The organism is Halomonas maura, assembly GCF_030409305.1.
GTDB classification, from domain to species: domain Bacteria; phylum Pseudomonadota; class Gammaproteobacteria; order Pseudomonadales; family Halomonadaceae; genus Halomonas; species Halomonas maura.
On the sequence record NZ_JAUFPQ010000028.1, the window covers coordinates 24,592 to 47,120 of the forward strand.

A 22,529-nucleotide genomic window follows, 5' to 3' on the forward strand; every position below is an offset into this window, starting at 1 on the left:
AGGAATGATCATGGCCAACACCACGAACCCGACCCAGGACCGGGATCTCAGCGAGGTCCTCGGAGAGCGCGTCCGGCAGGCCGCTGCGGACGGCACACCGCTGCGCATCGTCGGCGGCAACACCAAGGCCTTCTATGGCCGCCCGGTGGAGGGCGAGGCGCTCTCCACCCGCGAGCACCGCGGCATCACCCGCTATGACCCGGTGGAACTGATCGTCTCGGTGCGGGCCGGCACCCCGCTGGCGGAACTCGAGGCGGCGCTGGCCGAGCAGGGCCAGATGCTGCCCTTCGAGCCGCCCCACTTCGGCGACGCCGCCACCGTCGGCGGCATGGTCGCCACCGGCCTGTCCGGTCCGCGACGCCCCTGGGCCGGCGCCGTGCGCGACTTCGTGCTGGGCGCCCGGATGATCACCCAGGCCGGCGACGAGCAGCGCTTCGGCGGCGAGGTGATGAAGAACGTCGCCGGCTACGACCTGTCGCGGTTGATGGTCGGGGCCCAGGGCAGCCTGGGCCTGCTCACCGAGGTCACCCTCAAGGTGCTACCCCGGCCGTCGGCCAGTCACAGCCTGCGCCTCGAGATGCCCCTGGACCAGGCCCGCCGTCGGCTGGCCGACTGGGGACGCCAGCCGATGCCGCTGACCGCCGCCGCCTGGCAGGCCGGCGCCCTGCAGCTGCGCCTGGAGGGCGGTCCCGGCTCGGTGGCCGCCACTCGCGAACGTCTCGGCGGCGAGGATCTCGAGGCCGACTTCTGGGAGGCGCTGCGCGAGCAGCGCCTGGCGTTCTTCTCCCGCGAGGACGCTCGCCCGCTGTGGCGGCTCTCGCTGCCCAACGACACCCCGCCGCTGGCCCTGGACGGGGTCACCGAGGATGACCTGCTGTACGACTGGGCCGGCTGCCAACGCTGGCTGCGCAGCGACCTGCCCGCCGAGCCCCTGCGCGAGGCCTGCGCCGGCGCCGGCGGGCATGCCACCTGCCTGACCCCGGGCGCCGCCGACCCCTTCACCCCGCTGGCCCCCGTGGTGGCGAAGTACCATCGCCGCCTCAAGGCCGAGCTGGACCCGAAGGGCATCTTCAATCCGGGCCGACTCTACGCGGAGCTCTGAGATGCAAACGCACTTCACCGAGGAAGACCTCCAACGGCCGCATATCCGCGAGGCCGACCGCGTGTTGCGCACCTGCGTGCATTGCGGCTTCTGTAACGCCACCTGCCCCACCTACCAGCTGTTGGGCGACGAGCGTGATGGCCCGCGCGGGCGCATCTACCTGATGAAGCAGATGCTGGAGAATCCCGCCGACGACAACGTCACCGAGGAAACCCGGCTGCACCTGGATCGCTGCCTGACCTGCCGCAACTGCGAGACCACCTGCCCGTCCGGGGTGGAATACCACAAGCTGCTCGATATCGGACGCGCCGAGATCGAGCGGCGGGTACCGCGCTCGGCCCCCGACCGCGCGCTGCGTCTCGGGCTGCGCAAGGCGCTGGTGGACCCGGCGCGCTTCAAGGCGCTGCTCAGGATGGGCCAGGTGTTCCGCCCGCTGGTTCCGGCCACCCTGCGCAGCAAGATGCCGCCGACCCCGGTGGATGCCGGTCAGCGTCCCGAGGGCAGCCGCCATGCGCGCCAGATGCTGATCCTCGAGGGCTGTGTGCAGCCGGGCCTGTCGCCCAACACCAATGCCGCCACCGCCAGGGTCCTCGACCGACTCGGCATCGGCCTGACCCCGGCCCCGGAGGCCGGTTGCTGCGGCGCCATCGACTACCACCTCAACGCCCAGGACGCCGGTCGGGCGCGCATGCGCGCCAACATCGACGCCTGGTGGCCGCATGTCGAGGCCGGCTGCGAGGCCATCGTGCAGACCGCCAGTGGCTGCGGGGCGATGGTCAAGGAATACGCCGAGGTGCTGGCCGACGACCCCGACTACGCCGAGAAGGCCGACCGCATCAGCGCCCTGGCCAAGGACCTGGTGGAGATCCTGCGCGAGGAGGACCTGGAGCGGCTGACGCTGCGCGAGCACAAGCGCCTGGCCTTCCATTGCCCCTGCACCCTGCAGCACGCCCAGAAGCTCGGCGGCAGCGTCGACGCCCTGCTGGCCCGCCTCGGCTTCTCGCTGACCCCGGTGCAGGACGCCCACCTCTGCTGCGGCTCGGCGGGCACCTACTCGGTGACCCAGCCGGAACTCGCCACCCAGTTGCGCGACAACAAGCTCGATGCCCTGGAGGCGGGCCATCCGGAGGTGATCGTCACCGCCAACATCGGCTGCCAGACCCATCTGGCCGGCGCGGGAAGAACCCCCGTTCGCCATTGGATAGAAATCGTCGACGAGGCGCTGACATGATCGTCACGGCGCTCATGCCTACAGCAGCCAGACCCAGCTGGCCGGCGCCAACCGCACGCCGGTCAGGCACTGGATCGAGATCGTCGACGAGGCCCTGGCATGACGAACCTCGAGAAGGATCGTCACCGCGCTCATGCCTTCAGCTGCCAGACCCAGCTGGCCGGCGCCAACCGCACGCCGGTCAGGCACTGGATCGAGATCGTCGACGAGGCATTAACACCAGCCACGAGCCACGAGTTGCGAGCCACGAGCAGCCCATAGCCGAAGCCCGAAGCCCGAAGCCCGAAGCCCGAAGCCCGAAGCCTATATGAAACAAGGAGATAGCATATGCAGACCAAAACCGTCCTGACCCTGGACGACGTCAACACCCTGCTCGATGCCGCCCAGAAGGAAGCCGAGGCCAACGGCTGGGCGGTGACCATCGCCGTGGCCGACGACGGCGGTCACCTGCTCGGCCTGCGCCGTCTCGATGGCGCCGCGCCCATCAGCGCCGGCATCGCAGGCGAGAAGGCACGCAATGCCTCCCTCGGCCGCAAGGAGACCCAGGTCTTCGAGGAGATGATCAACAACGGCCGCACCGCCTTCGTCACCGCGCCGCTGCAGGCCCTGCTGGCCGGTGGCGTCCCGGTGATCGTCGATGGCCAGGTGGCCGGCAGCATCGGCATCTCCGGCGTCAAGCCGGACCAGGACGTGCAGGTGGCGAAGGCCGCCGTGGCGGTCCTGGCCTAATCCCTGGCCCCGGCATGTCCCCGAACCCCGGCGCCGCCGGGGTTTTCGTTGGTTCATCCCGGCCGCTCGCCTCAATGGGACAGCACCCAGTCCAGGAAGGCCTGCTTGGCGGGACTGCGGTCCTCCGGGTGCACATCGATCACCCCATAGCCGTTGTCAGATTTCAGGCTGAGCGCCTCCAGCCCCACCAGCATGCCGCGCTCGAGCAGGTCATCGACCAACCCCCGCCAGCCCAGTGCCACCCCCTGCCCGGCAATCGCCGCCTGCACCAGCAACGGGTAGTTGTTGAAGATCAGCTCCGACGGGGCCAGGTGGGCCTGCCCCCCCAGGTGCTCGAAGTAGCCGGGCCAGTCCAGCCAGCGTTGCCCCTGGTCGGCGGTCAGCGTCAACAGCGGCACCTCACCGAGCCCGGCCAGGTCACCGATCGGGCCATGCTGGTCCAGGAAGCCGGCACTGCAGACCGGAAACACCTCCTCGTCGAGCAGCCGTGTCCCCCTCTCCAGCCCCCGCTGGTCGCTGAACACGATGGCGATATCGACCTCCTGCCCCTGCCAGTCGAAGACCCCCTGGTTGGTCATGATCCGCACGTCGATGTGCGGGTGGCGGTGGCGGAAATCCGGCAACCGAGGCAACAGCCAGTACGAGGCCAGGGAGAAGTCGGTGAGGATGTTCAACCGGGGATTGCGGTGGCGCCGCTGCAGGCGGTCGATCGTGTTCTCGATGGTCGCGAAGCCCTCCTGGACGGCGCCGAACAGCGCCTGCCCCGGCTCGGTCAACCGCACGCCGCGATAGACACGATCGAACAGCCGCAGGCCGAGCTGCTCCTCGAGGGCCCGCACCTGCTGGCTGACGGCCGACTGGGTGGAACGCAACTCCTTGGCGGCGGCGGTGAAACTCAGGTGACGGGCGGCCGACTCGAAGACCCGCAGGCCGTTGGGCGACACTCGTCTGCTCATCAGTGTCATTAGTTCATCTAATCCCAGACATAAAAAAACAGCGAGTTTACAGGATGTCAGATTAGCATAGAGACTGTCTCCCGACGCCAATCATTCCCCTGCACCCCTCGGGAGGCTCTCGCCGATGTCCAGTAAACAGCCGAATATCCTGTTCCTCATGGCGGATCAGATGGCCGCTCCGTCACTGCCCTTCTACGGCCACAAGGTCGTCAAGACCCCCAACCTGTCGCGGCTGGCGGAAGAGGGCGTGGTGTTCGACTCGGCCTATTGCAACAGCCCGCTGTGCGCTCCGTCGCGTTTCACCCTGATGGCCGGCCAGCTGCCCTCGCGGATCGGCGGCTTCGACAACGCCGCCGAGCTCTCCGCCGATACGCCGACCTATGCCCACTACCTGCGCGATGCCGGTTACCTCACGGCGCTGACCGGCAAGATGCACTTCTGCGGCCCGGACCAGCTGCACGGCTTCGAGGAACGCCTGACCTCCGACATCTACCCGGCCGACTTCGGCTGGTTCGTCGATTGGGAGAACTTCGAGGAACTCCCGAGCTACTACCACAACATGTCGTCGGTCACCCAGGCCGGGCCTTGCGTGCGTTCCAACCAGCTCGACTTCGACGACGAGGTGACCTTCCGCGCTCAGCGCTTCCTCTACGACTACGCGCGCAGCGACCGGGATCGTCCCTTCTGCCTGACGGTCTCGCTGACCCACCCCCACGACCCCTACACCATCCCGCAGGAGTACTGGGACCGCTACGATCACGACGAGATCGACATGCCCAGGGTGCCCTACTCCCGGGAGCTGATGGACCCGCACTCCAGGCGCCTGCGTCAGGTCTACCAGTGCGACGAGGACACCATCACCGACGAGCAGATCCGCAATGCGCGCCGGGCCTACTACGGGGCCATCAGCTACGTCGACGACCAGCTCGGCAAGGTGCTCCAGGCCCTGAAGGACAGCGGCCTGGAAGAGGACACCATCATCGTCTTCTCCGGTGACCACGGCGATATGCTCGGCGAGCGGGGCCTGTGGTACAAGATGAGCTGGTTCGAGGGCTCCGCCCGGGTGCCGATGATCGTCCATGCCCCGGGGCGCTTCGCCGCCGGCCGGGTCAAGCAGTCCGTCTCCACCATGGACCTGCTGCCGACCTTCGCCGAATGGGGCAACGACGGCCAGGCCCCGCAGTACGCGGTGCCCGTCGACGGGCGCAGCCTGAATCCGCACCTGACCGGCGCGGGCGGCCATGACGAGGTGATCGGCGAATACTGCGGCGAAGGCGCCATCGCGCCGCTGCTGATGATCCGCCGCGGACGCTACAAGTTCGTCCACTCCACCCCGGACCCCGACCAGCTGTTCGACCTCGAAGCCGACCCGCTGGAGCTGACCAACCTGGCCGAGGCCCCGGAGCACCAGGACCTGTGCAAGCAGTTCCGCAACGAGGTGGCAAGTCGCTGGGACATCGAACAGCTGCACCAGCAGGTGCTCGACAGCCAGCGTCGCCGCAAGCTGGTCGCCCGCGCCAACATGAAGGGCAAGGTCACGCCCTGGGACCACCAGCCGCATTTCGATGCCAGCGTCCAGTACATGCGCAACACCATCGACCTGGATGACCTCGAGGCGCGTTCCCGCTTCCCGAAAGTGGCCGACGATCGGTAATGCCGATGCCATCGCTCGGTCGCGAATCGCAGACGGGCCAGGGCAGCCAGCGACGCTGGCTGCCCTTCACGAGCTGGCGGCGTTATCGGCCCCCCGGGACGATCCGCCGCGATGCCGTGACTGGCCTGTCCGCTACCGTACTGGTGGTCCCGCAGGAGGTGGCCGATGGCCTGCTCGCCCGGCCCGAGCCCGAGGTCGCGGCCCGTCTGACCCGGGCGAGCAGGCGCCACGCTGACCCCGATGACAACGAGATAACAATGCAGGAGGCGACTCCCATGACACGACGCCCCCCACACCCCGGTGGGACGCATCGAGCGAAGCACCTCGTCTGTCCCCACTCGGTCCTGATCGATGCCAGGACCTTCACCGACCGCTACATGGCCTTCTTCCATGCCGGACTGGACCGGAGCACAACATCCAGAGTTGTTGATGCATGAGGCAACATCCTCACTGTTCTGAACCTAACAATAAGGAGCAGCATCCCATGAGTAGTCCAAGCAAATCGGCCTCTCCCCCCGTGACCAGCGACATGCAGACGGATTACGTCGTCGGCCAGGACAATATCGAAGGCCGGCTGGGCCCCATCGGCTTCGATATCCACAACCGGGTCTTCGTCGTCTCGGCGCTCGCCTCGGTCGTCTTCATCGTCCTCACCCTGCTGTTCCCGGAGCGGGCGGGGAGCATCTTCCAGTCCATCGTCGCCTTCTCTACCGGGACGCTTGACTGGTACTTCATGATCCTGGTGGACTTCTTCATCGTGTTCTGCCTGGCGCTCGTCGTCCTGCCCTACGGCAAGGTCCGGCTGGGCGGGCCCGATGCCCGTCCGGAGCACAGTTACCTGTCCTGGTTCGCCTTGCTGTTCACCGCCGGGATCGGCATCGGCCTGCTGTTCTTCAGCGTGCTGGAGCCGGTCTATCATGCCAACGTCTCCCTCCCCCTAGGCATTGCCTCGCCGTTCGGGGCCGATGGTGAACTGAACCCGGAGGCGATTGGCGAAGCCACCGCCATGGGCATCGCCGGCACCTTCCTCCATTGGGGGCTGCATGGCTGGGCCGTCTACGTGGTCATGGCGCTGGCGCTGGCCCTCTTCACCTACAACAAGGGCCTGCCCTTCTCCATCCGTTCGGCGTTCTTCCCGATCCTCGGCGATCGCGTCTGGGGCTGGCCGGGCCATCTGATCGACATCCTGGCGGTGTTCTCGACCCTGTTCGGCCTGGCCACGGCACTCGGCCTCGGCGCCCAGCAGGCCAATGCGGGGATGAATTTCGTCTTCGGCCTGGACGTCAACACCACCACCCAGGTCATCGTGATCCTGCTGGTGACCGCGGTGGCCCTGGTGTCGGTCTGGCGCGGCCTGGAGGGGGGCGTGAAGAAGCTCTCCGAGATCAACATGGTCCTCGCCGTGTTGTTCTTCTTCTTCGTGCTGTTCGCCGGCCCGACCCTGGTGGGCCTGAACGGGTTCTGGTCGGGGCTTTCGACCTACGTGACGGACTTCATCCCCTTGTCGGCCCCCTTCGGTCGTGACGATGATTCCTACCGTCAGGCCTGGTCGGTCTTCTACTGGGCCTGGTGGGTCAGCTGGGCGCCGTTCGTCGGCATGTTCATCGCCCGGGTGTCGCGGGGCCGCACGGTTCGGGAGTTCGTGATCTGTGTGCTGTTGGTGCCCAGCCTGTTCATCTTCATCTGGATGGGCGTGTTCGGCGGCATCGCGCTCGATCAGCTCTATGCCGACCCCGCCGGCAGCCTGGTCAAGGACTACGTGATCGACAATTACAGCCCCGAACTGTCGCTGTTCGGCATGCTCAATGAACTGCCGCTGACGGGCCTGATGTCGACCCTCGGCATCATCCTGGCGTTGATCTTCTTCGTCACCTCGTCCGATTCCGGCTCGCTGGTGATCGATACCATCACCGCCGGCGGCAAGATCGACGCGCCCCGGCCCCAGCGCATGTTCTGGGCGACGGTGGAAGGCCTGATCGCCATCGTGCTGCTGATCGGCGGCGGCCTCTCGGCACTCCAGGCCGGGGTGACGGCGACGGCGATCCCGTTCTCCATCGTGATGCTGGTGATGTGCTATACCATCATCAAGGCGCTGAACGGCGAGCTGCGCCGCACACCGACCTGAAGAAGGCGGGGGACATCGCTCCCCCGCGAGGATCGAGCCAGGCCCCGTCGCAACCACGGCGGGGCCTGGCTCGTCATGGGCGATACCGACTCGGCGCCCGGCTCACCCCGCTGACGCGGCCTCGACGCCCATGGCGCCGCTCCCGGCGATTTGGCATGCTGAGTCGAGGCGTCAGGCGAGCGAGAGGAGACCATCATGGCCGGTGGCTGGTCGAGAGACGGCGATGTCCAGCAGCAGATCGACGACAGCGTGCGCGACGAGCTCGAACGGGCGAGGCGTGCCCTGCCCCGCGGCGAGAGTGCCCGCCACTGCGACGAATGCGGGGAACCGATCCCCGAGGCGCGCCGACAGGCCGTCCCCGGGGTGCGACTCTGCCTCGACTGCCAGGCCGCGCTGGACAAGCGGCGAGGCCCGGCCGCCGGGCACAACCGGCGAGGCAGCAAGGACAGCCAGCTGCGCTGATGCCGCCATCGCCACGAGGGCCCGGCGACCTCCGCGGCCGCGAGGGCGCCAGGCCCACAACCGGCATGGACCCTGCGCGGTCGCGTCGCCAGGCGCATGATAGACTCGGCGGGACATTCTCGATCAGGAACCCATGCGCCATGTCCCTCGATGAGCTTCACCTGAACCTGCGCAACCTGACGCCGGACGACTACCCCGAGCTCAAGGCGCTGATGGATGCCGTCTACCACGACATCGGCGGCGCCTGGCCGGAACACACCATCGAGAAGCTGATCCAGGAATTCCCGGACGGTCAGATCGCCATCGAGGACGACGGCACGCTGGTCGGGGTGGCCCTGACCGTGCGGGTCGACTACGACGACTTCTCCAACCCCCACCAGTACGACGACCTGATCGGCCAGCGCGAGATCATCCTCAACGATCCCGAGGGCGACGCCATGTACGGCCTGGACGTGCTGATCCACCCGGACTATCGCGGCTACCGCCTGGGCCGCCGCCTCTACGAGGCGCGCAAGGAGCTGTGCCGCTCGATGAACCTGCGGGCGATCCTCGCCGGCGGGCGCATCCCCCAGTACCACCAGCATGCCGAGGAGCTCTCGCCCACCGAGTACATCGACAAGGTGGCCCGCAAGGAGATCCACGACCCCATCCTCTCCTTCCAGCTGGCCAACGACTTCCAGGTCAAGCGCCTGCTGCGCAAGTACCTGCCCGAGGACGAGAAGTCCCAGGGCTATGCGACCCTGCTGGAGTGGAACAACATCCTCTTCGAGCCGGCCGAGCGGGTGCTCGAGACCCGCCCCACCCAGGTGCGGGTCGGCAGCGTCCAGTGGCAGATGCGCGAGTTCGCCTCGGTGGAGGCGGTACTGCAGCAGGTGGAGTACTTCGTCGACGCCCTGGCCGACTACCAGAGCGACTTCGCCGTCTTCCCGGAGCTGTTCAACGCCCCCCTGATGGGCCTGCAGGACCGCGCCGCCCAGCAGGACCAGATCGCCGCCATCCGCTTCCTGGCGGGGTTCACCGAGAGCTTCAAGACCGAGCTGTCGCGCATGGCGGTGGCCTACAACATCAACATCGTGGCCGGCTCGATGATCGAGGAACAGGCCGACGGCCGTCTCTACAACGTCGCCTACCTGTGCCACCGGGACGGCACCCTGGAGTGCCAGACCAAGCTGCACATCACCCCCCAGGAACGGCGCGACTGGGTGATCGAGGGCGGCGACGAGCTGCAGGTGTTCGAGACCGATGCGGGCCGGGTGGGCATCCTGATCTGCTACGACGTGGAGTTTCCCGAACTCTCGCGGCTGCTCGCCGACCAGGACATGGACATCCTCTTCGTGCCCTTCTGGACCGACACCAAGAACGGCTACCTGCGGGTGCGTCACTGCGCCCAGGCGCGAGCCATCGAGAACGAATGCTACGTGGTGCTGTGCGGCAGTGTCGGCAACGTCCCCTCCATCGAGAACATGGAGATCCAGTACGCCCAGTCCTCGGTGTTCTCGCCCTCGGACTTCGCCTTCCCCCACGATGCCGTGCTGGCCGAGACCACGCCCAACACCGAGATGATCATGTTCTCGGACCTCGACCTGACCCGGCTGACGGTGGTGCGCAACGAGGGCTCGGTGACCAACCTCAAGGACCGCCGTCAGGATCTCTTCGACCTGCGTCTGCGGGACTGGTCCTGGAAGTCCGGGGGCCGCACCGGCCTGGAGGAGAACTGAGGGCGTGTTCGGCAGGCTGACACGCTGGCGCAACGCCTGGTTCGAGAGTCGTCATCCGTTTCCCGAGGCCGACTGGCGGGAGGCCCGGGCGCGGCTGCCGCTGCTCGCGGCCGTGCCGGAACCGGCGGCCTCCCGCCTCGGCCATCGGGCCTGGCGCTTCGCCCACGCCAAGCGCCTGAGCCGGCATCCCGCGCTGGCCGACGCGCTGAGCCTCGATGTCGCGGACCGGTTGGCCATCGCCGCCCAGGCCTGCCTGCTGACGCTGGGCTGGAGCGAGGGGGAACATCGCGATGCCTTCGCCAATGTCCACGAGATCCTGATCCTGCCCGATGCCTTCCAGCGTCGCGTGGAGGAGCTCGACGCGTTCGGGGTGATGCACGAGTACGACGACCAGCGGGTCGGCGAGACCTCCCATCAGGGCCCGGTGGTGGTGGCCTATCCCGACCTGATGGCCAGTGGCGGCCTGGATGGCTTCAATGTGCTGATCCATGAGCTGGCCCACAAGCTGGACATGGCCAACTCCCTGGACGCCGACGGCTTTCCGCCGCTGCCCGGCGACATCGCGCCCCAGGACTGGCACCGGGAGTTCACCGCGGTCTGGGACGACCTCCAGGCCCGGCTGGCCCGCGGCGAGGCCACCCCCATCGACGACTATGCCGCCAGTCACCCGGGAGAATGCTTCGCGGTGGCCTGCGAATACTTCTTCACCGCCCCCGATGTCCTGCACGCTGCCTATCCGGCACTCTACGCGCTGCTGACGCGTTATTTCCGCCAGGCCCCGCCCTGGCGACACGACGCATTTCCCCCTTCTTAAGCCTGTGATAAGAATGATCGGGTGATATTCGGACCCGGTCCGCAAGCGTAGAGAACCCGCAGTGACAGCTCCCCAGATATCCGTGATCATTCCCGCCCGGGACGAGTCGGGCAACCTGCCGAGCCTGCTCGACGAGATCGCCGACGCCCTGGCCGCTCTCGATCACGAGGTGCTGGTGGTGGACGATGGCTCCCGGGATGGCAGTTGGGCACTGCTCGAGGCACGGGCCGCCGAGGATGCCCGACTGCGCCCCCTGCGCCATATCGAGAGTGCCGGCCAGAGCACCGCGGTGTGGCAGGCCGGTCACGCGGCACGCGGCGAGTGGCTGGCCACCCTCGACGGCGATGGCCAGAACGACCCGGCGGACCTGCCGGCCCTGATCGGCCGGGCCTGTCAGGGCGATGTCACCCTGGTCGCCGGCCATCGCACCCGCCGCCATGACGACTGGCTCAAGCGCGTCTCGTCGTGGGTCGCCAACGGCGTGCGAGCGCGGCTGCTCAAGGATGCCACCCCGGATACCGGCTGCGGGCTAAAGGTCATCCGTCGCGAGGCCTTCCTGCGCCTGCCCTACTTCGATCACATGCACCGCTTCCTTCCGGCGCTGATCCAGGCCCAGGGCGGCCGCTGCGTCTCGCTGCCCGTCAACCACCGCCCGCGGGGCGCCGGCCGCTCGCATTACGGCCTCAACAACCGGCTCTGGGCCGGCCTGATCGACATGGTCGGGGTGATGTGGCTGCGGCACCGCTCCAGGCTGCCGGCGCCCCTGGAGGCACCTCACCGGGAGACGCTCGCCGGGCCGGCCGAGGCCGCAAGGAGCGAGACATGAACACCGAGTGGCTATGGCTGGGCGTCGGCTTCCTCGGCCAGGCGCTGTTCTCCGCCCGATTCCTGGTGCAGTGGCTAGCCAGCGAGCGGGCCCGGCGCAGCATCGTGCCCCTCGCCTTCTGGTTGTTCAGCCTGGCCGGCGGCATCACGCTGCTGGCCTACGCCCTCTACCGACGCGACCCGGTGTTCATCGCCGGCCAGGGGGCGGGACTGTTCATCTACACTCGCAACCTGGTGCTGATCCGCCGCGAGGTCCGGCTGAGCCGGACTCGCCAGTGATCGCCGGCCACCCTCACCGCGTCCTCGCCATGTATCGCCCCCGCTACGTTCGCCGGCTTGCGTCCCCCTCCTGGCCCTGGCTGCTGGCGATCGCCGCCGTCTTCCTGGGCGTGGGGCTCGGCCTGCGCGACCCCTGGCCCGCCGACGAGCCGCGCTTCGCCCTGAACGCCCTGGAGATGCTCCGGACCGGGCAGTTCTGGATCCCCCACCGGGCCGGGGAGCCCTACCCCGACAAGCCGCCGATCTTCATGTGGGCCATGGCGGGCGCCATCCAGCTGACCGGCTCGGTGCGCCTGGGCTTCCTGCTGCCGTCGCTGGTCGGCGCCCTGGGCACCCTGGCCCTGGTGATGGACCTGTCGAACCGCCTCCACGGGCGCCGGGTGGCCTGGCTGGCGGGCCTCGCCCTGCTCTCGAGCGTCCAGTTCGGCCTCCAGGCGCGCACCGCCCAGATCGACATGCTGGTCACCTTCTTCATCACCCTCGGCGCCTACGGCCTGCTGCGCCACGCCCTGCTGGGGCCCGACCGCCGCTGGTGGTGGCTGGGCTGCCTCGGCATGGGCCTGGGCATCCTCACCAAGGGCGTGGGCTTCCTGCCGTTGCTGATGCTGCCCGCCTGGGCCCTGCTCGCCCGGCGCGGCCAGGCGGAGCCGCTGGCCTGGCGCGACCTGGGGCTCGGGCTCGCCATGATCCTCGCGGTCGTCGCCCTCTGGGTGGTGCCCATGGCCGTGGTCACCAGCCTCTCCGATGACCCGTCGCTGGCGGCCTATCGGGACAACATCCTCTTCAAGCAGACCGGCGAGCGCTATGCCGATGCCTGGCACCATGTGAAGCCCTGGTACTACTACCCGCTCGAGGTGATGCCCTGGGCCTGGCTGCCCCTGGTGCTGGCGCTGCCCTGGCTGGTGCCCGCCTGGTGGCGACGCGCCCGTCGCCTCGATGCGCGCATCCTGCTGCCCCTCAGCGGCATGCTGCTGGTGGTCGTCTTCTTCTCGCTGTCGCCGGGCAAGCGTGGCGTCTACCTGCTGCCGACGCTGCCGCTGCTGGTGCTGGCCATGGCGCCGCTGCTGCCGGGGCTGCTGTGCCGCCCGCGGCTTCACTGGCTGGGCGCCGCCGTGCTGGCGCTGTTCGGCGGCGTGTTCCTGGCCGCCGGGATCCTCGGTGCCCTGGGCCTTCCTGCCCTGGCCCGGCTCGCCGAGTACCATGGGGTCACGCCCTGGGCCTGGTGGAGCCTGCTCGGGCTGGTGGCCCTGGGGTTGCTGGCCTGGGGCCGGCCGCGCCATGGCCTGGCGGCCCTGGCGGCCTGGCTCGCGGTGTTCTGGCTGAGCTGGTCGACCTGGGGCTACCAGCTCATGGACCCGGCTCGCTCGCCCCGTGACCTGATGCAGGCGGTGGCGTCCCGGACCGGCCCGTCGGCCTGGCTGGCCATGCCCGACTTCGACGAGGAGTTCCTGCTCCAGGCCCGCCAGCCCATGGTGCAGTTCGGCTACCACACCCCGGACGAGGCCCAGTTCCAGCGCGCCTTCGCCTGGCTGCAGGCGGCGCCCGCCGAGCGCTGGATGCTGGTCCCCCAGCACCGCGATGACGCCATCGCCTGCGCCGACCTGGACCTGGCCCGGGATCTCGGCGTGCAGAACGGCGAGACCTGGTGGCTGATCCCCGGCCGGGCCTTCGACGCCTGCGCGGGGGATGCCGCCGCGGCCCCCCTCTATGTGGCGCCGACCACCCTCGCCGCCCGCTCCACGACGCGCCGCGACTAGCGCGACTCCCGGCCATGGCGAGTCATCGCCGGTCGACGGCGCCCGGCACCTGCAGCCTCAGCCAGTCCCACAGCCACTGCGCCTCGGGCCGCGGCGCCCGGCGGACTGGACGTACCAGCCAGAACGCCTCGTCGGTGGGCATCGCCCGGTCGAGGGGCGCGACCAGGTCCGGGCGCGCCGCCAGCAGCCGGGTGGTGCGTCAGCGCCACGCCACCGCCGTGGGAGGCCAGGGCGAGGGCCATCGCCTGGCTGTCGCAGGTCAGCGCCGTACAGCGGGCTTCGCTGGCGCCGGGACAGATGGTCGCCTTCGAGAATCGCCGCGTGCTGCACGGGCGCCGCGCCTTCGACCCCAACAGCGGCCGACGTCCCTGCAGGAGACCTACCTGGACCTCGACATGCTCGAGTCACGCCTGCGGGTGCTGGCCCGCCGGGGCCGACACCCGCCGCCGAGCCTCGGCCTCGCGCGTCCGGGCCGGCCTCTTAACCGCGTTTCCCGGCGACCGCTTTGGCCGCCGGGCGCGCTGCCGTATGCTGTGGCGACGTCCACCAGGAAGTCCCTCGTCCCATGCCCCGTTCCCTCGGAATCCTCTTTACCGCCCTGCTCGTCCTCCTCGGCCTGGGCCTGCTGTGGCAATGGCTCGCCATGCAGGACCTGCTCACCGTCGACAGCCTGATGGCCATGGCCCGGGGCTCGGTGGCCTGGCGCGATACGCCCTGGGCGGTGCTGGTGGTGATGGCGGTGTATGCCGGTGGCTCGCTGGTGATGTTTCCCCTGAGCCTGCTGGTGGCGCTGACCGGCCTGCTGTTCGGCCCCTGGTGGGGCTTCGGCTACTCCCTGGCCGGGACCCTGGCGGCCTCGGTGCTGACCTGGTGGGTGGGCCGCAAGCTGGGCCGCGACGCCCTGCTGCGCCACGGCGGCAAGCATCTCAAGGGGCTGTCCCGCTACCTGTCCGGTCGCGGCATCCGCACCATGACGCTGGTCAACCTGCTGCCGCTGGCGCCCTTCACCCTCACCAACATGATGGCCGGGGCCTTCCACCTGCGCTTTCGCGACTACATGATCGGCTCGACGCTGGGCATCATCCCGGGACTCGCCGGGGTCACGCTGCTGGGCAGCCAGCTCGGCGAACTGGCCACCGCGGACAGTCGCCAGGAGGTGCTCTTCTCGCTGGTCGGCCTGCTCGCCGGGGTGGCCCTGCTCTACGCGCTCAAGCGCTGGGCCGAGCGGCGCCGGCGACGCTGAGGCGGGGACTCACTCGGGCGGCAGCTCCGGCTCGTCGTGGTGCCCGCCCGGCCACCAGGACGGGCGCTCCTGCTCCCACTCCTCCTGGACCAGGTGGCGCAGCAGCCGACCCCGGTAGCGCAGCATCTGCCATTCGGCGCCGAGCCGCCCGCGCACCCGGTCCCAGCCGCCATCGTCGGCGTGGGTGAAGGGCCCGCCCCGGGCGATGACGTCGCGATAGACCGCCAGGCAGCGCTCGGCGCAGAGCCGCTCGTCGAAGGCCGCCGCGGTGATCAGCGCCCCCTCGCGCAGGGGCCGGCGACACGCCGGCTCGGCGAGCTCGAGCAGTGCCGAGGCCATGCCCGGGGCGTCGTCCCCGGCCAGCAGCCGGCCGTTGTCGCCGTCCTTGACCACCTCGACGACCCCCGGGGCGCGGACCGCCACCACCGGCAGGCCGGCGGCCATGGCCTCGGCCACCACCATGCCCTGGGTCTCGCTGTGGGAAGCGAAGGCGAAGACATCCATGGCATGGTAGGCGTCGATCAACCCCTGGCCCTCGAGGCGCCCGGTGAAGTGCAGACGCCCGGCCACGCCCGCGGCCTCGGCGATCGCCTGCATGCGCATGGCGGCATCGCCGTCGCCGACCACCAGGAAGTGCGCCCGGGGCAGCGCAACCAGGGCGCGGGTCACGGCCTCGGCCAGGAAGATCAGGTTCTTCTCCCTGGCCAGCCGCCCCAGATGGCCGATCACGTAGGCCCCGGCGGGAATCCCCAGGCGGCGCCGGCAATCCTCGCCGTTGCCCAGGGCGAAGCGGGTGGTGTCCACGCCGCTCGGCACCACGCGGATCGCCGGATTGGCGTCTCGCGCGATGAGTAGCGCGCGGATGCTCTCGCTGGGCGCGATGACCTCGTCGCACAGCCAGGTGTACTGGGTGGCCAGGGCGATGGCGAAACGCTGCATGCGCGGCGAGTCGCCGGGCACGTAGTGGGTGTAGTGCTCGTAGAGGGTGTGATGGGTGAAGACCAGCGGCAGGCCATAGGTCTCGGCCGCCCGGGCGGCGGTGTCCCCCAGCAGGAAGGGATGGTGGGCATGCACCAGGTCAGGCTCGAAGGCCTCGATGGCGTCGAAGAGCTGGCCCGGGATCGGCACCGGCAGGGAGAAGTCGCTGCCATTGAAGTGCTGGACCGCCGCCACCCGCACCACGTCGGCCTCGTCGGCGGGCTGGCCGGCGAGCCGCGGGGCCACCACCAGCACGCGGTGCCCCGCCGCCTGGAGCTGGCGCTTGAGACGCTGGACGGATTCGCTGACCCCACCGACGATCGGCAGATAGGTGTTGGTGAACATCAGCACATTCACGTTGACGACTCTCCTGTCGTGGTCGGCCGGGTGACGGGGGGCACGCGACCGGCCATCTCCTGCTCAAGATAGGCGATGAAGGCACGGATCCGCAGCGGGACGTGGCGGCGCTGATCATACACGGCATGGAAGTCGGCACGCACACCCCGCCAGCCCGGCAGCACTTCCACCAGCTGTCCGGCGGCCAGGTCCTGGTGCACGTCCCACCAGGATCGCAGCGCCACGCCATGGCCATCCCGTGTCAGCCGGCGGATGACCTCGCCATCGTTGCTGGCCAGCGGGCCGGACACCTTCACCGCCTGTTCCTCCCGCGGGCCGTCGCGACGCTCGAAGCGCCACAGGGCATAGTCGCTGGCATTCTCGCGCAGCACCAGGCAGGGATGCGCCGCCAGGTCGGCGGGCGACTCCAGGGCCGGCATGGTCGCCACATAGCCCGGGGAGGCGCAGAGGATCCGGCGGTTGGCCAGGATGCGCCGCGCCACCAATCGCGAGTCCGGTGGCTCGCCGACGCGGATGCCGATATCGAAGCCCTGGTCGGCGAGGCTCACCGGGAAATTGCTCAGCTCCAGGGCGGCCTCGAGGCGCGGGTGCCGCCGGCAGAAGGCCGACAGCAGCGGCGCCACGTGGCGCCGCCCGAAGCCGAAGGTGGCATTGATGCGCAGCGGGCCGGAGAGCTCGGCCCGCTGGTCGGCCAGGGTCTCCTCCAGTTCGACGAGCTCCTCGAGGATCGCCCCGCCCCGGGCCAGGTAGAGCTCGCCCTCGGCGGTCAGCGTCAGGCGGCGGGTGGTGCGGGTCGCCAGGGCGACCCCGAGGCGCGCCTCGAGCTGCTTGAGCCGCTTGCTGACCGCCGACAGCGACAGGCCCAGCTCCCGGGCGGTGGCGGTCAGGCTGCCGGCCCGGGCCAGCCGCTGGAAGAAGGCCAGGTCGTCGAGGGGGGGCACGGCACTCTCCACTCAAGATCAACAATGGATTGCATTTTACCCCGATTGTCTCCGGGATGTGCAGGGTTAGACTGGACACCCCGACCCAGTTCCTGGAGGAGCTCCCATGACCCACCGCATCGCCGTGCTCGCCGGTGACGGCATCGGCACCGAAGTCATGCCCGAGGGCGTGCGCGCCCTCGAGGCCGCCGCCGGCCGGTTCGGCATCGACCTGGAGCTGACCGCCTTCGATTTCGCCAGCTGTGACTACTATCTGGAACACGGCCAGATGCTGCCCGACGACTGGCACGAGACCCTGGTCGCCTTCGATGCCATCTTCTATGGCGCCATCGGCTGGCCGGACAAGGTGCCGGATCACATCTCGCTGTGGGGCTCGCTGCTCAAGTTCCGCCGCGAATTCGACCAGTACGTCAACCTGCGCCCCTGCCGCCTGCTGCCGGGCATCCAGAGTCCGCTGGCCGGCCGTGCCCCCGGCGACATCGACTTCTACGTGGTGCGCGAGAACACCGAGGGCGAGTATTCCAGCGTCGGCGGCACCATGTTCGAGGGCACCGAGCGCGAGGTGGTGATCCAGGAGACGGTGATGACCCGCACCGGCGTCGACCGCGTGCTGAAGTACGCCTTCGACCTGGCCGCCACCCGCCCGCGAAAGAAGCTCACCTCGGCCACCAAGTCCAATGGCATCGCCATCACCATGCCCTGGTGGGACACCCGCGTGGCCGCCATGGCCGAGCGTTACCCGGCGGTCGAGGTGGACAAGTTCCACATCGATATCCTCACCGCCAACTTCGTGCTGCACCCCGACTGGTTCGATGTGGTGGTGGCTAGCAACCTGTTCGGCGATATCCTCTCCGACCTGGGGCCCGCCTGCACCGGCACCATCGGCGTGGCCCCCTCGGCCAACATCAACCCCGAGGGACGCTTCCCGAGCCTGTTCGAGCCGGTCCACGGCAGCGCCCCGGACATCGCCGGACGCGGCATCGCCAACCCCATCGGCCAGATCTGGTCCGGCGCCATGATGCTCGAGCACCTCGGTCACGCCGAGGCCGGGGCGGCCATCCTCGCGGCCATCGAGGCGGTGCTCGGCGAGGGCGACCCCGCGGTGCTGACCCCGGACCTCGGAGGCCGGGGCACCACCGCGGGGCTGGGCCGCGCCATCACCGGGCGCATCGCCGCCGGGGACTGAGACGCCGCCCCGCGTCGCGTCCGGCTCAGCCGGCGACGCCTCGGCGGTATCGAAGGTCCGCCCGCCGGCGCTGGCGACGTCTTTCGACGCTCCGTACGGTCAGTCCCGCTCCCAGACGCCGGCGAGGATCCGCACCCGGTCGTCCGCCAGGTTGTCGTGCAGGTTGCGGCCCATGGCGGCGAAGTCGTCGCCGAAGATCAGGGAAGGCCCCGGCAAGGGCGGCGCCGCGCGGCGGCCATGCTTGCGCCGCCAGGCCAGGGCGCTCTCGGTGACGTCCTCGAGATGGACGGCGCGGAAGCCCGCCTCGGCGAGGGTACCCGTCAGGGACGCCCGGCAGGCCAGGTGGCTGGTCGCCGCGCGGCGCGCCCAGGGCACCGGCAGCGCGAGGGGGGCCGGATTGTCGCCGGCCACCACCTCATGGAGCAGCACGCGGCCGCCGGGGCCCAGCAGCCGCCGCCATTCGCCGAGCACCGCCGGCAGGTCGGGCATGTTGATCAGCGCATGCTGGCACCAGACGACGTCCACGCTCGCCACCGGCAGGGGTACGCGGGCGGCATCGGCACACAGGAAGCGGGTGTGCGCCGCCAGGCCGGTGGCCCGGCTCAGCCAGTCGGCCACCGCGACGAAGGCCGCGGTGATGTCCACGCCAACAACCGTCACCCCATGCTCCGCCGCCAGCAACCGGCTGGCCCCACCGGTGCCGCAGCCCACGTCCAACACCCGCTGCCCGGGCACGAAGGCGCCGTGGCGTGCCAGGGCGCGACTGGCCTGGCGACCGCCCAGGTGCAGCTGGTCGATGCCGGCGATCGTGTCGAGGGACAGACGGTCGGGATCATGGCCGGCGGCGCGGAAGGCCGCCTGCAGGCGGGTCAGCAGGCGGTCTCCTCCCTCTCTCGCGAGGGCATCATAGTGGGCGTCGAGCTGTCGGGCGGTGTCGATCATGGCGGCCTCCTGGCGGTTCGAGCTCCCAGACTAGCGGCTGCGCATCGCGCCCCCTATCCTGCCATGGTCGTCCCCGACAAGGAGTCCGAGATGCCACGCCCCCTGTTCGTCCTGCCCCTGCTCGCCCTGGGCCTGGGCGCCTGTACGGGGATCCCCGACGGCACCCGGGCCGTCGAGGACTTCGACCTGGAGCGTTACCTGGGCCGCTGGTATGAGATCGCCCGCCTGGATCATGCCTTCGAGGAGGGTCTGGACTGCGTCACCGCCGACTATTCACGCCGCGACGGCGGGGGCGTGCGGGTGATCAACCGCGGCGTGGACCTGGCCGCCGGCGAGGCGGATGTCGCCGAGGGCCGCGCCTTCCCCGTCGAGCAGGCGGATGTCGGCCGACTCAAGGTCAGCTTCTTCGGCCCCTTCTATGCCGGCTACAACGTCCTGGCACTGGACGAGGACTATGCCTGGGCCCTGGTCGCCGGTCCCGACCGGGACTACCTGTGGATCCTCTCCCGCACCCCCGAGCTGCCGCCCTCGACCTACCGGGACCTGACACGTCGGGCTGCGGCCCTGGACTTTCCGGTCGACGTCCTGATCGAGGTCGAGCAGGGCGAGGCCGCCTGCGGCCCCTGGCGCCGCGACGGCTGAGCCCGCAGGCACGGCCAGCAAGACGCCTGGCGTGTGAATGCCCTGAATGACCGGGCCCGCCGCCCCAGTCGGGGTGGCGGGCCGGTCTCAACGTTCGCCGGGGTGGCGGGACACGGCGGCCCCTCTCCGCGGCTATCGGGCTCAAGCTAGTCGCGAGAGACCAATGACTTGAGGTACTCGCCGACCTCGGAGTGGTGAAGGATGGATGACACCGGCAGGATAGCCTCGGCAGGCCCCCAGGCGAACACGTTCACCGGGGTATGGGTGTGCGTGCCGGTTCCCCAGACGATGTTCTGTGCCGTTCCCAGCTGCCGGGCCAGTACGGTGGCACGGTCGTTATAGGGATAGAAGGCGTCGAAGTCGTGGATCGCCGGCACTTCCTCGGCCCCCAGGTAGCTGTGTCCCTCGACGTGATAGGGGTTGGGCTTGTCGGTCATGACGGCAGCAGCCTGCTCCTCGGTGATCGCGAAGTCGCTGTTGGCGTTCACCATCTCCATCAGGGTCGCCGGTGTCCTCTCGTCATCGGGCAGCGCCTCGAAGCGACTCAGGAGGTTCCCCAGGCTGTCCTTCTGCTGATACAGGGAATCGAGGACGGCGGGGTCGCCGAAATTGAAGTTGGGCGCGTAGTCTCGCTCGGCGAAGGCCGGGCCAGACTTTTCCTGCGGCTCCGGCAGATTGGCCGAGGAGTAGCTCAGGCCGAAGGAGCCCGTCTCGTGATCGGCGGTGACGAGGATGACGGTGTCGTCACGCTCGGCGGCCCAGTCATAGACGCCCTGAATGGCTTCCTCGAACTTGACCATCTCGTTGAGCATGGTGCCGGCATCGTTGGAATGCCCAGCCCAGTCGATCTGCCCCCCCTCGACCATGAGGAAGAATCCATCCTCGTCCTGCTCGAGGGTACGCAGTGCGGCCTGGGTCATCTCGTGCAGGGTCGGCTCGGTGCGCTGCGCCTCGTCGCGCGTATCGCGGTAGACGATACCATCGGCCATGCCGGAGTTGGCAAAGAGACCCAGCAGCTTGTCGCCCTGGTGCGCCTCGAGCTGCTGGCGGGAGAAGGCAAGGCCATAGCCCTGGCTGGCCGCCTCATCCAGCAGGTTGCGCTCGTCATCTCGCTGGGAAGCAGGCTCATAGGCACCATCCATCATGGCCCTCAAGGTATCCCGCGCCTCGCCTGGCTCATTCACCGACTGCGGCACCCAATGGCGCAAACCGCCGGAGAGCATCACCTCGGGGCCGATGGACAGCATGTCCTCGGCAATCGCATTCTCCAGCGAGCGATGCGGCTGATGGGCGGCGAAGGCGGCCGGCGTTGCGTGGGTCATGCGGGTATCCGAGACCAGCCCGGTGGCCATGCCACGGCTCTTGGCCAGTTCCAGTACGGTTTCCACCGGATTGCCATCGGCATCGATCCCGATCACTTCCGAGCCGGTGAAGACACCGTTCGCCAGCTGCGTGGCGGAACAGGCCGAATCCACCACGACCGCGTCTTCGGGATAGGTCAGGGAAGTGCCCACCACGCCTTCCCGGGCGAGACGATGCAGGGCCGTGGGTTCACCGCCGTAGATCGAGTTCGGGGCCTGATGGGCATAGGTCTCCAGGAACCCCACCTGCTGGGGCCCCATGCCGTCTCCGATCATCAGTATCACGTTCTTGATGTCAGCCGCCTGGACCGGCGCCGTGAACGAAGCGAGCATCATGCAACCGAGCAGGGGCCCGGTCGCCGGTTTCTGCATCATGCGACAATTCATCTGGAATCCTCTTGAACTACCTGCCCTTGGGGTGAGGACGACGCACATGCCGTCCCGAACCGTCCTGGTCTCCATCACCCGGCAGCTCCAGCGATGTCCCATCACCCTGGCAGCGCACCGGCGCGAGAGCATCTCAGCCGTTCATGACGATACCATGACGGTACGCCCACCCTGTCAGACGCGGCGTGATTGCGCAGCGGGAGCCATCGCCGCCCCGCGCTGCCCGGCCCCTTGCGGCCGGGCATCATGGTCAGGCTTTTCACTCAGGCACCGGGCTCTTTCATCAAATCGACAGGCGCCCTTGCGACGGCCGGCCCGGCGCCGGAAGGTAAGGCCAGATTCTGTCTTCACAACGATATAACAAGGATTCTGCCCCATGCCGCGCATCACGGTGCCACAGGCCTACCCGACCGCCGCCCATCCGCCGATTCCGCGAGGTCGACATGCTGGCTGAGTGGCTGGACCGCAGCCTCGCCGCCGAGCCAGAGGCCGGGGTGGAAGGCGACCTGCCCGGGGGACGCTACCGGATCCCCGCTCCCGGCCTGCTGGAACTGATCCCCTCGGCACCGGCCGCGCACACCCCGGCCTTGGTGCTCTCGGTGGGGATCCACGGCAACGAGACCGCCCCCATCGAGCTGCTGGGCGAGCTGCTGGCCCGCCTGGAGGCCGGCCAGCTGACCCTGGCCACGCCGGTACTGGTGATCCTCGGCAACCCGGCGGCCATCCGGGCCGGCAAGCGCTTCGTGGCGACCAACCTCAACCGGCTGTTCCGGCGCGGTCTCGACGCGGCCGGTGACGAGCCCGATCGCGCCCGCACCCTGATGGGCGCGGTGGACGCCT

The 22,529-nt window shown here is 69.2% G+C and carries 21 protein-coding genes and 1 pseudogene; 17 read left to right on the forward strand and 5 right to left on the reverse strand.

Annotation, left to right across the window (positions count from 1 at the left end; genetic code table 11):
• Positions 1-10: 10 nt before the first annotated feature.
• From glcE to QWY76_RS18260, 4 genes are all read left to right on the forward strand, one after another.
• Positions 11-1,102, forward strand: a complete 1,092-nt coding sequence (gene glcE, locus QWY76_RS18245) for a glycolate oxidase subunit GlcE (protein WP_290312922.1) — start codon at positions 11-13, stop codon at positions 1,100-1,102.
• 1 nt (position 1,103) lies between these two features.
• Positions 1,104-2,333, forward strand: a complete 1,230-nt coding sequence (gene glcF / locus QWY76_RS18250) for a glycolate oxidase subunit GlcF (RefSeq protein WP_290312924.1) — start codon at positions 1,104-1,106, stop codon at positions 2,331-2,333.
• Between the two features lie 99 nt (positions 2,334-2,432).
• A complete protein-coding gene (locus QWY76_RS18255; RefSeq protein WP_290312926.1) occupies positions 2,433-2,594 on the forward strand; it encodes a hypothetical protein in 162 nt (53 codons plus the stop codon).
• Positions 2,595-2,660: 66 nt separating this feature from the next.
• Positions 2,661-3,062 (forward strand): heme-binding protein, encoded by a 402-nt coding sequence (locus tag QWY76_RS18260; RefSeq protein ID WP_290312927.1) that lies wholly within the window; start codon positions 2,661-2,663, stop codon positions 3,060-3,062.
• A gap of 71 nt (positions 3,063-3,133) precedes the next feature.
• Here QWY76_RS18260 and QWY76_RS18265 read toward each other — a convergent pair whose 3' ends face one another.
• Positions 3,134-4,018, reverse strand: coding sequence for a choline sulfate utilization transcriptional regulator (locus tag QWY76_RS18265; RefSeq protein WP_290312928.1), 885 nt, complete (start codon positions 4,016-4,018; stop codon positions 3,134-3,136).
• A 124-nt stretch (positions 4,019-4,142) separates the two neighbouring features.
• Between QWY76_RS18265 and betC the strand changes: the two genes are divergently transcribed.
• The 10 genes and pseudogenes from betC (at position 4,143) to QWY76_RS18315 (ending at position 14,895) form a co-directional block, all read left to right on the forward strand.
• Positions 4,143-5,672, forward strand: a complete 1,530-nt coding sequence (gene betC, locus QWY76_RS18270; protein WP_290312929.1) for a choline-sulfatase — start codon at positions 4,143-4,145, stop codon at positions 5,670-5,672.
• 484 nt (positions 5,673-6,156) lie between these two features.
• A complete protein-coding gene (locus QWY76_RS18275) occupies positions 6,157-7,797 on the forward strand; it encodes a BCCT family transporter (RefSeq protein WP_290312931.1) in 1,641 nt (546 codons plus the stop codon).
• 195 nt (positions 7,798-7,992) lie between these two features.
• A complete protein-coding gene (locus QWY76_RS18280; protein ID WP_290312933.1) occupies positions 7,993-8,259 on the forward strand; it encodes a DksA/TraR family C4-type zinc finger protein in 267 nt (88 codons plus the stop codon).
• A 140-nt stretch (positions 8,260-8,399) separates the two neighbouring features.
• Entirely contained in the window at positions 8,400-9,977 is a 1,578-nt protein-coding gene (locus tag QWY76_RS18285) for a bifunctional GNAT family N-acetyltransferase/carbon-nitrogen hydrolase family protein (RefSeq protein WP_290312934.1), read from the forward strand.
• A gap of 4 nt (positions 9,978-9,981) precedes the next feature.
• Entirely contained in the window at positions 9,982-10,791 is an 810-nt protein-coding gene (locus QWY76_RS18290) for a M90 family metallopeptidase (protein WP_290312935.1), read from the forward strand.
• A 61-nt stretch (positions 10,792-10,852) separates the two neighbouring features.
• A complete protein-coding gene (locus tag QWY76_RS18295; RefSeq protein ID WP_290312936.1) occupies positions 10,853-11,617 on the forward strand; it encodes a glycosyltransferase family 2 protein in 765 nt (254 codons plus the stop codon).
• The gene (locus tag QWY76_RS18300; RefSeq protein WP_290312937.1) at positions 11,614-11,895 is read left to right on the forward strand and encodes a lipid-A-disaccharide synthase N-terminal domain-containing protein; all 282 of its coding nucleotides are present in this window, start codon (positions 11,614-11,616) and stop codon (positions 11,893-11,895) included. The genes QWY76_RS18295 and QWY76_RS18300 overlap by 4 nt, the downstream gene beginning before the upstream one ends.
• A 29-nt stretch (positions 11,896-11,924) precedes the next feature.
• The gene (locus QWY76_RS18305; RefSeq protein ID WP_290312938.1) at positions 11,925-13,652 is read left to right on the forward strand and encodes an ArnT family glycosyltransferase; all 1,728 of its coding nucleotides are present in this window, start codon (positions 11,925-11,927) and stop codon (positions 13,650-13,652) included.
• 279 nt (positions 13,653-13,931) lie between these two features.
• Positions 13,932-14,080: pseudogene (locus tag QWY76_RS18310) on the forward strand (TauD/TfdA family dioxygenase); the annotation flags it as partial.
• Between the two features lie 137 nt (positions 14,081-14,217).
• The gene (locus QWY76_RS18315) at positions 14,218-14,895 is read left to right on the forward strand and encodes a TVP38/TMEM64 family protein (RefSeq protein WP_290312939.1); all 678 of its coding nucleotides are present in this window, start codon (positions 14,218-14,220) and stop codon (positions 14,893-14,895) included.
• Positions 14,896-14,904: 9 nt separating this feature from the next.
• On the opposite strand, the gene QWY76_RS18320 is transcribed toward QWY76_RS18315, so the two are convergent.
• Positions 14,905-16,230 (reverse strand): glycosyltransferase, encoded by a 1,326-nt coding sequence (locus QWY76_RS18320; RefSeq protein ID WP_290312941.1) that lies wholly within the window; start codon positions 16,228-16,230, stop codon positions 14,905-14,907.
• Positions 16,227-17,171, reverse strand: a complete 945-nt coding sequence (locus tag QWY76_RS18325; RefSeq protein WP_290312942.1) for a LysR family transcriptional regulator — start codon at positions 17,169-17,171, stop codon at positions 16,227-16,229. Before QWY76_RS18325 ends, QWY76_RS18320 begins: the two co-directional genes overlap by 4 nt.
• A gap of 106 nt (positions 17,172-17,277) precedes the next feature.
• Here QWY76_RS18325 and QWY76_RS18330 point away from each other — a divergent pair, with 106 nt between their 5' ends.
• Positions 17,278-18,357: a tartrate dehydrogenase gene (locus QWY76_RS18330; protein ID WP_290312943.1), complete on the forward strand. Its 1,080-nt coding sequence runs from the start codon at positions 17,278-17,280 to the stop codon at positions 18,355-18,357.
• Between the two features lie 99 nt (positions 18,358-18,456).
• Here QWY76_RS18330 and QWY76_RS18335 read toward each other — a convergent pair whose 3' ends face one another.
• Complete coding sequence (locus QWY76_RS18335; RefSeq protein ID WP_290312945.1) at positions 18,457-19,299, reverse strand: class I SAM-dependent methyltransferase; 843 nt, start codon at positions 19,297-19,299, stop codon at positions 18,457-18,459.
• Between the two features lie 90 nt (positions 19,300-19,389).
• Between QWY76_RS18335 and QWY76_RS18340 the strand changes: the two genes are divergently transcribed.
• Entirely contained in the window at positions 19,390-19,941 is a 552-nt protein-coding gene (locus QWY76_RS18340; RefSeq protein WP_290312946.1) for a lipocalin family protein, read from the forward strand.
• Positions 19,942-20,087: 146 nt separating this feature from the next.
• On the opposite strand, the gene QWY76_RS18345 is transcribed toward QWY76_RS18340, so the two are convergent.
• Positions 20,088-21,689: an alkaline phosphatase gene (locus tag QWY76_RS18345; RefSeq protein WP_290312947.1), complete on the reverse strand. Its 1,602-nt coding sequence runs from the start codon at positions 21,687-21,689 to the stop codon at positions 20,088-20,090.
• Positions 21,690-22,132: 443 nt separating this feature from the next.
• Between QWY76_RS18345 and QWY76_RS18350 the strand changes: the two genes are divergently transcribed.
• A partial coding sequence (locus QWY76_RS18350; protein WP_290312948.1) for a M14 family metallopeptidase occupies positions 22,133-22,529 on the forward strand: 397 nt, incomplete at its 3' end.

Bases quoted from the DNA above. Each gene is read 5' to 3' on its own strand.
- glcE (WP_290312922.1), top strand. From the start codon at position 11: ATGGCCAACACCACGAACCCGACCCAGGACCGGGATCTCAGCGAGGTC.
- glcF (WP_290312924.1), top strand. From the start codon at position 1,104: ATGCAAACGCACTTCACCGAGGAAGACCTCCAACGGCCGCATATCCGC.
- QWY76_RS18255 (WP_290312926.1), top strand. From the start codon at position 2,433: ATGACGAACCTCGAGAAGGATCGTCACCGCGCTCATGCCTTCAGCTGC.
- QWY76_RS18260 (WP_290312927.1), top strand. From the start codon at position 2,661: ATGCAGACCAAAACCGTCCTGACCCTGGACGACGTCAACACCCTGCTC.
- QWY76_RS18265 (WP_290312928.1), bottom strand. From the start codon at position 4,018: ATGAGCAGACGAGTGTCGCCCAACGGCCTGCGGGTCTTCGAGTCGGCC.
- betC (WP_290312929.1), top strand. From the start codon at position 4,143: ATGTCCAGTAAACAGCCGAATATCCTGTTCCTCATGGCGGATCAGATG.
- QWY76_RS18275 (WP_290312931.1), top strand. From the start codon at position 6,157: ATGAGTAGTCCAAGCAAATCGGCCTCTCCCCCCGTGACCAGCGACATG.
- QWY76_RS18280 (WP_290312933.1), top strand. From the start codon at position 7,993: ATGGCCGGTGGCTGGTCGAGAGACGGCGATGTCCAGCAGCAGATCGAC.
- QWY76_RS18285 (WP_290312934.1), top strand. From the start codon at position 8,400: ATGTCCCTCGATGAGCTTCACCTGAACCTGCGCAACCTGACGCCGGAC.
- QWY76_RS18300 (WP_290312937.1), top strand. From the start codon at position 11,614: ATGAACACCGAGTGGCTATGGCTGGGCGTCGGCTTCCTCGGCCAGGCG.
- QWY76_RS18305 (WP_290312938.1), top strand. From the start codon at position 11,925: ATGTATCGCCCCCGCTACGTTCGCCGGCTTGCGTCCCCCTCCTGGCCC.
- QWY76_RS18315 (WP_290312939.1), top strand. From the start codon at position 14,218: ATGCCCCGTTCCCTCGGAATCCTCTTTACCGCCCTGCTCGTCCTCCTC.
- QWY76_RS18330 (WP_290312943.1), top strand. From the start codon at position 17,278: ATGACCCACCGCATCGCCGTGCTCGCCGGTGACGGCATCGGCACCGAA.
- QWY76_RS18335 (WP_290312945.1), bottom strand. From the start codon at position 19,299: ATGATCGACACCGCCCGACAGCTCGACGCCCACTATGATGCCCTCGCG.
- QWY76_RS18340 (WP_290312946.1), top strand. From the start codon at position 19,390: ATGCCACGCCCCCTGTTCGTCCTGCCCCTGCTCGCCCTGGGCCTGGGC.
- QWY76_RS18345 (WP_290312947.1), bottom strand. From the start codon at position 21,689: ATGAATTGTCGCATGATGCAGAAACCGGCGACCGGGCCCCTGCTCGGT.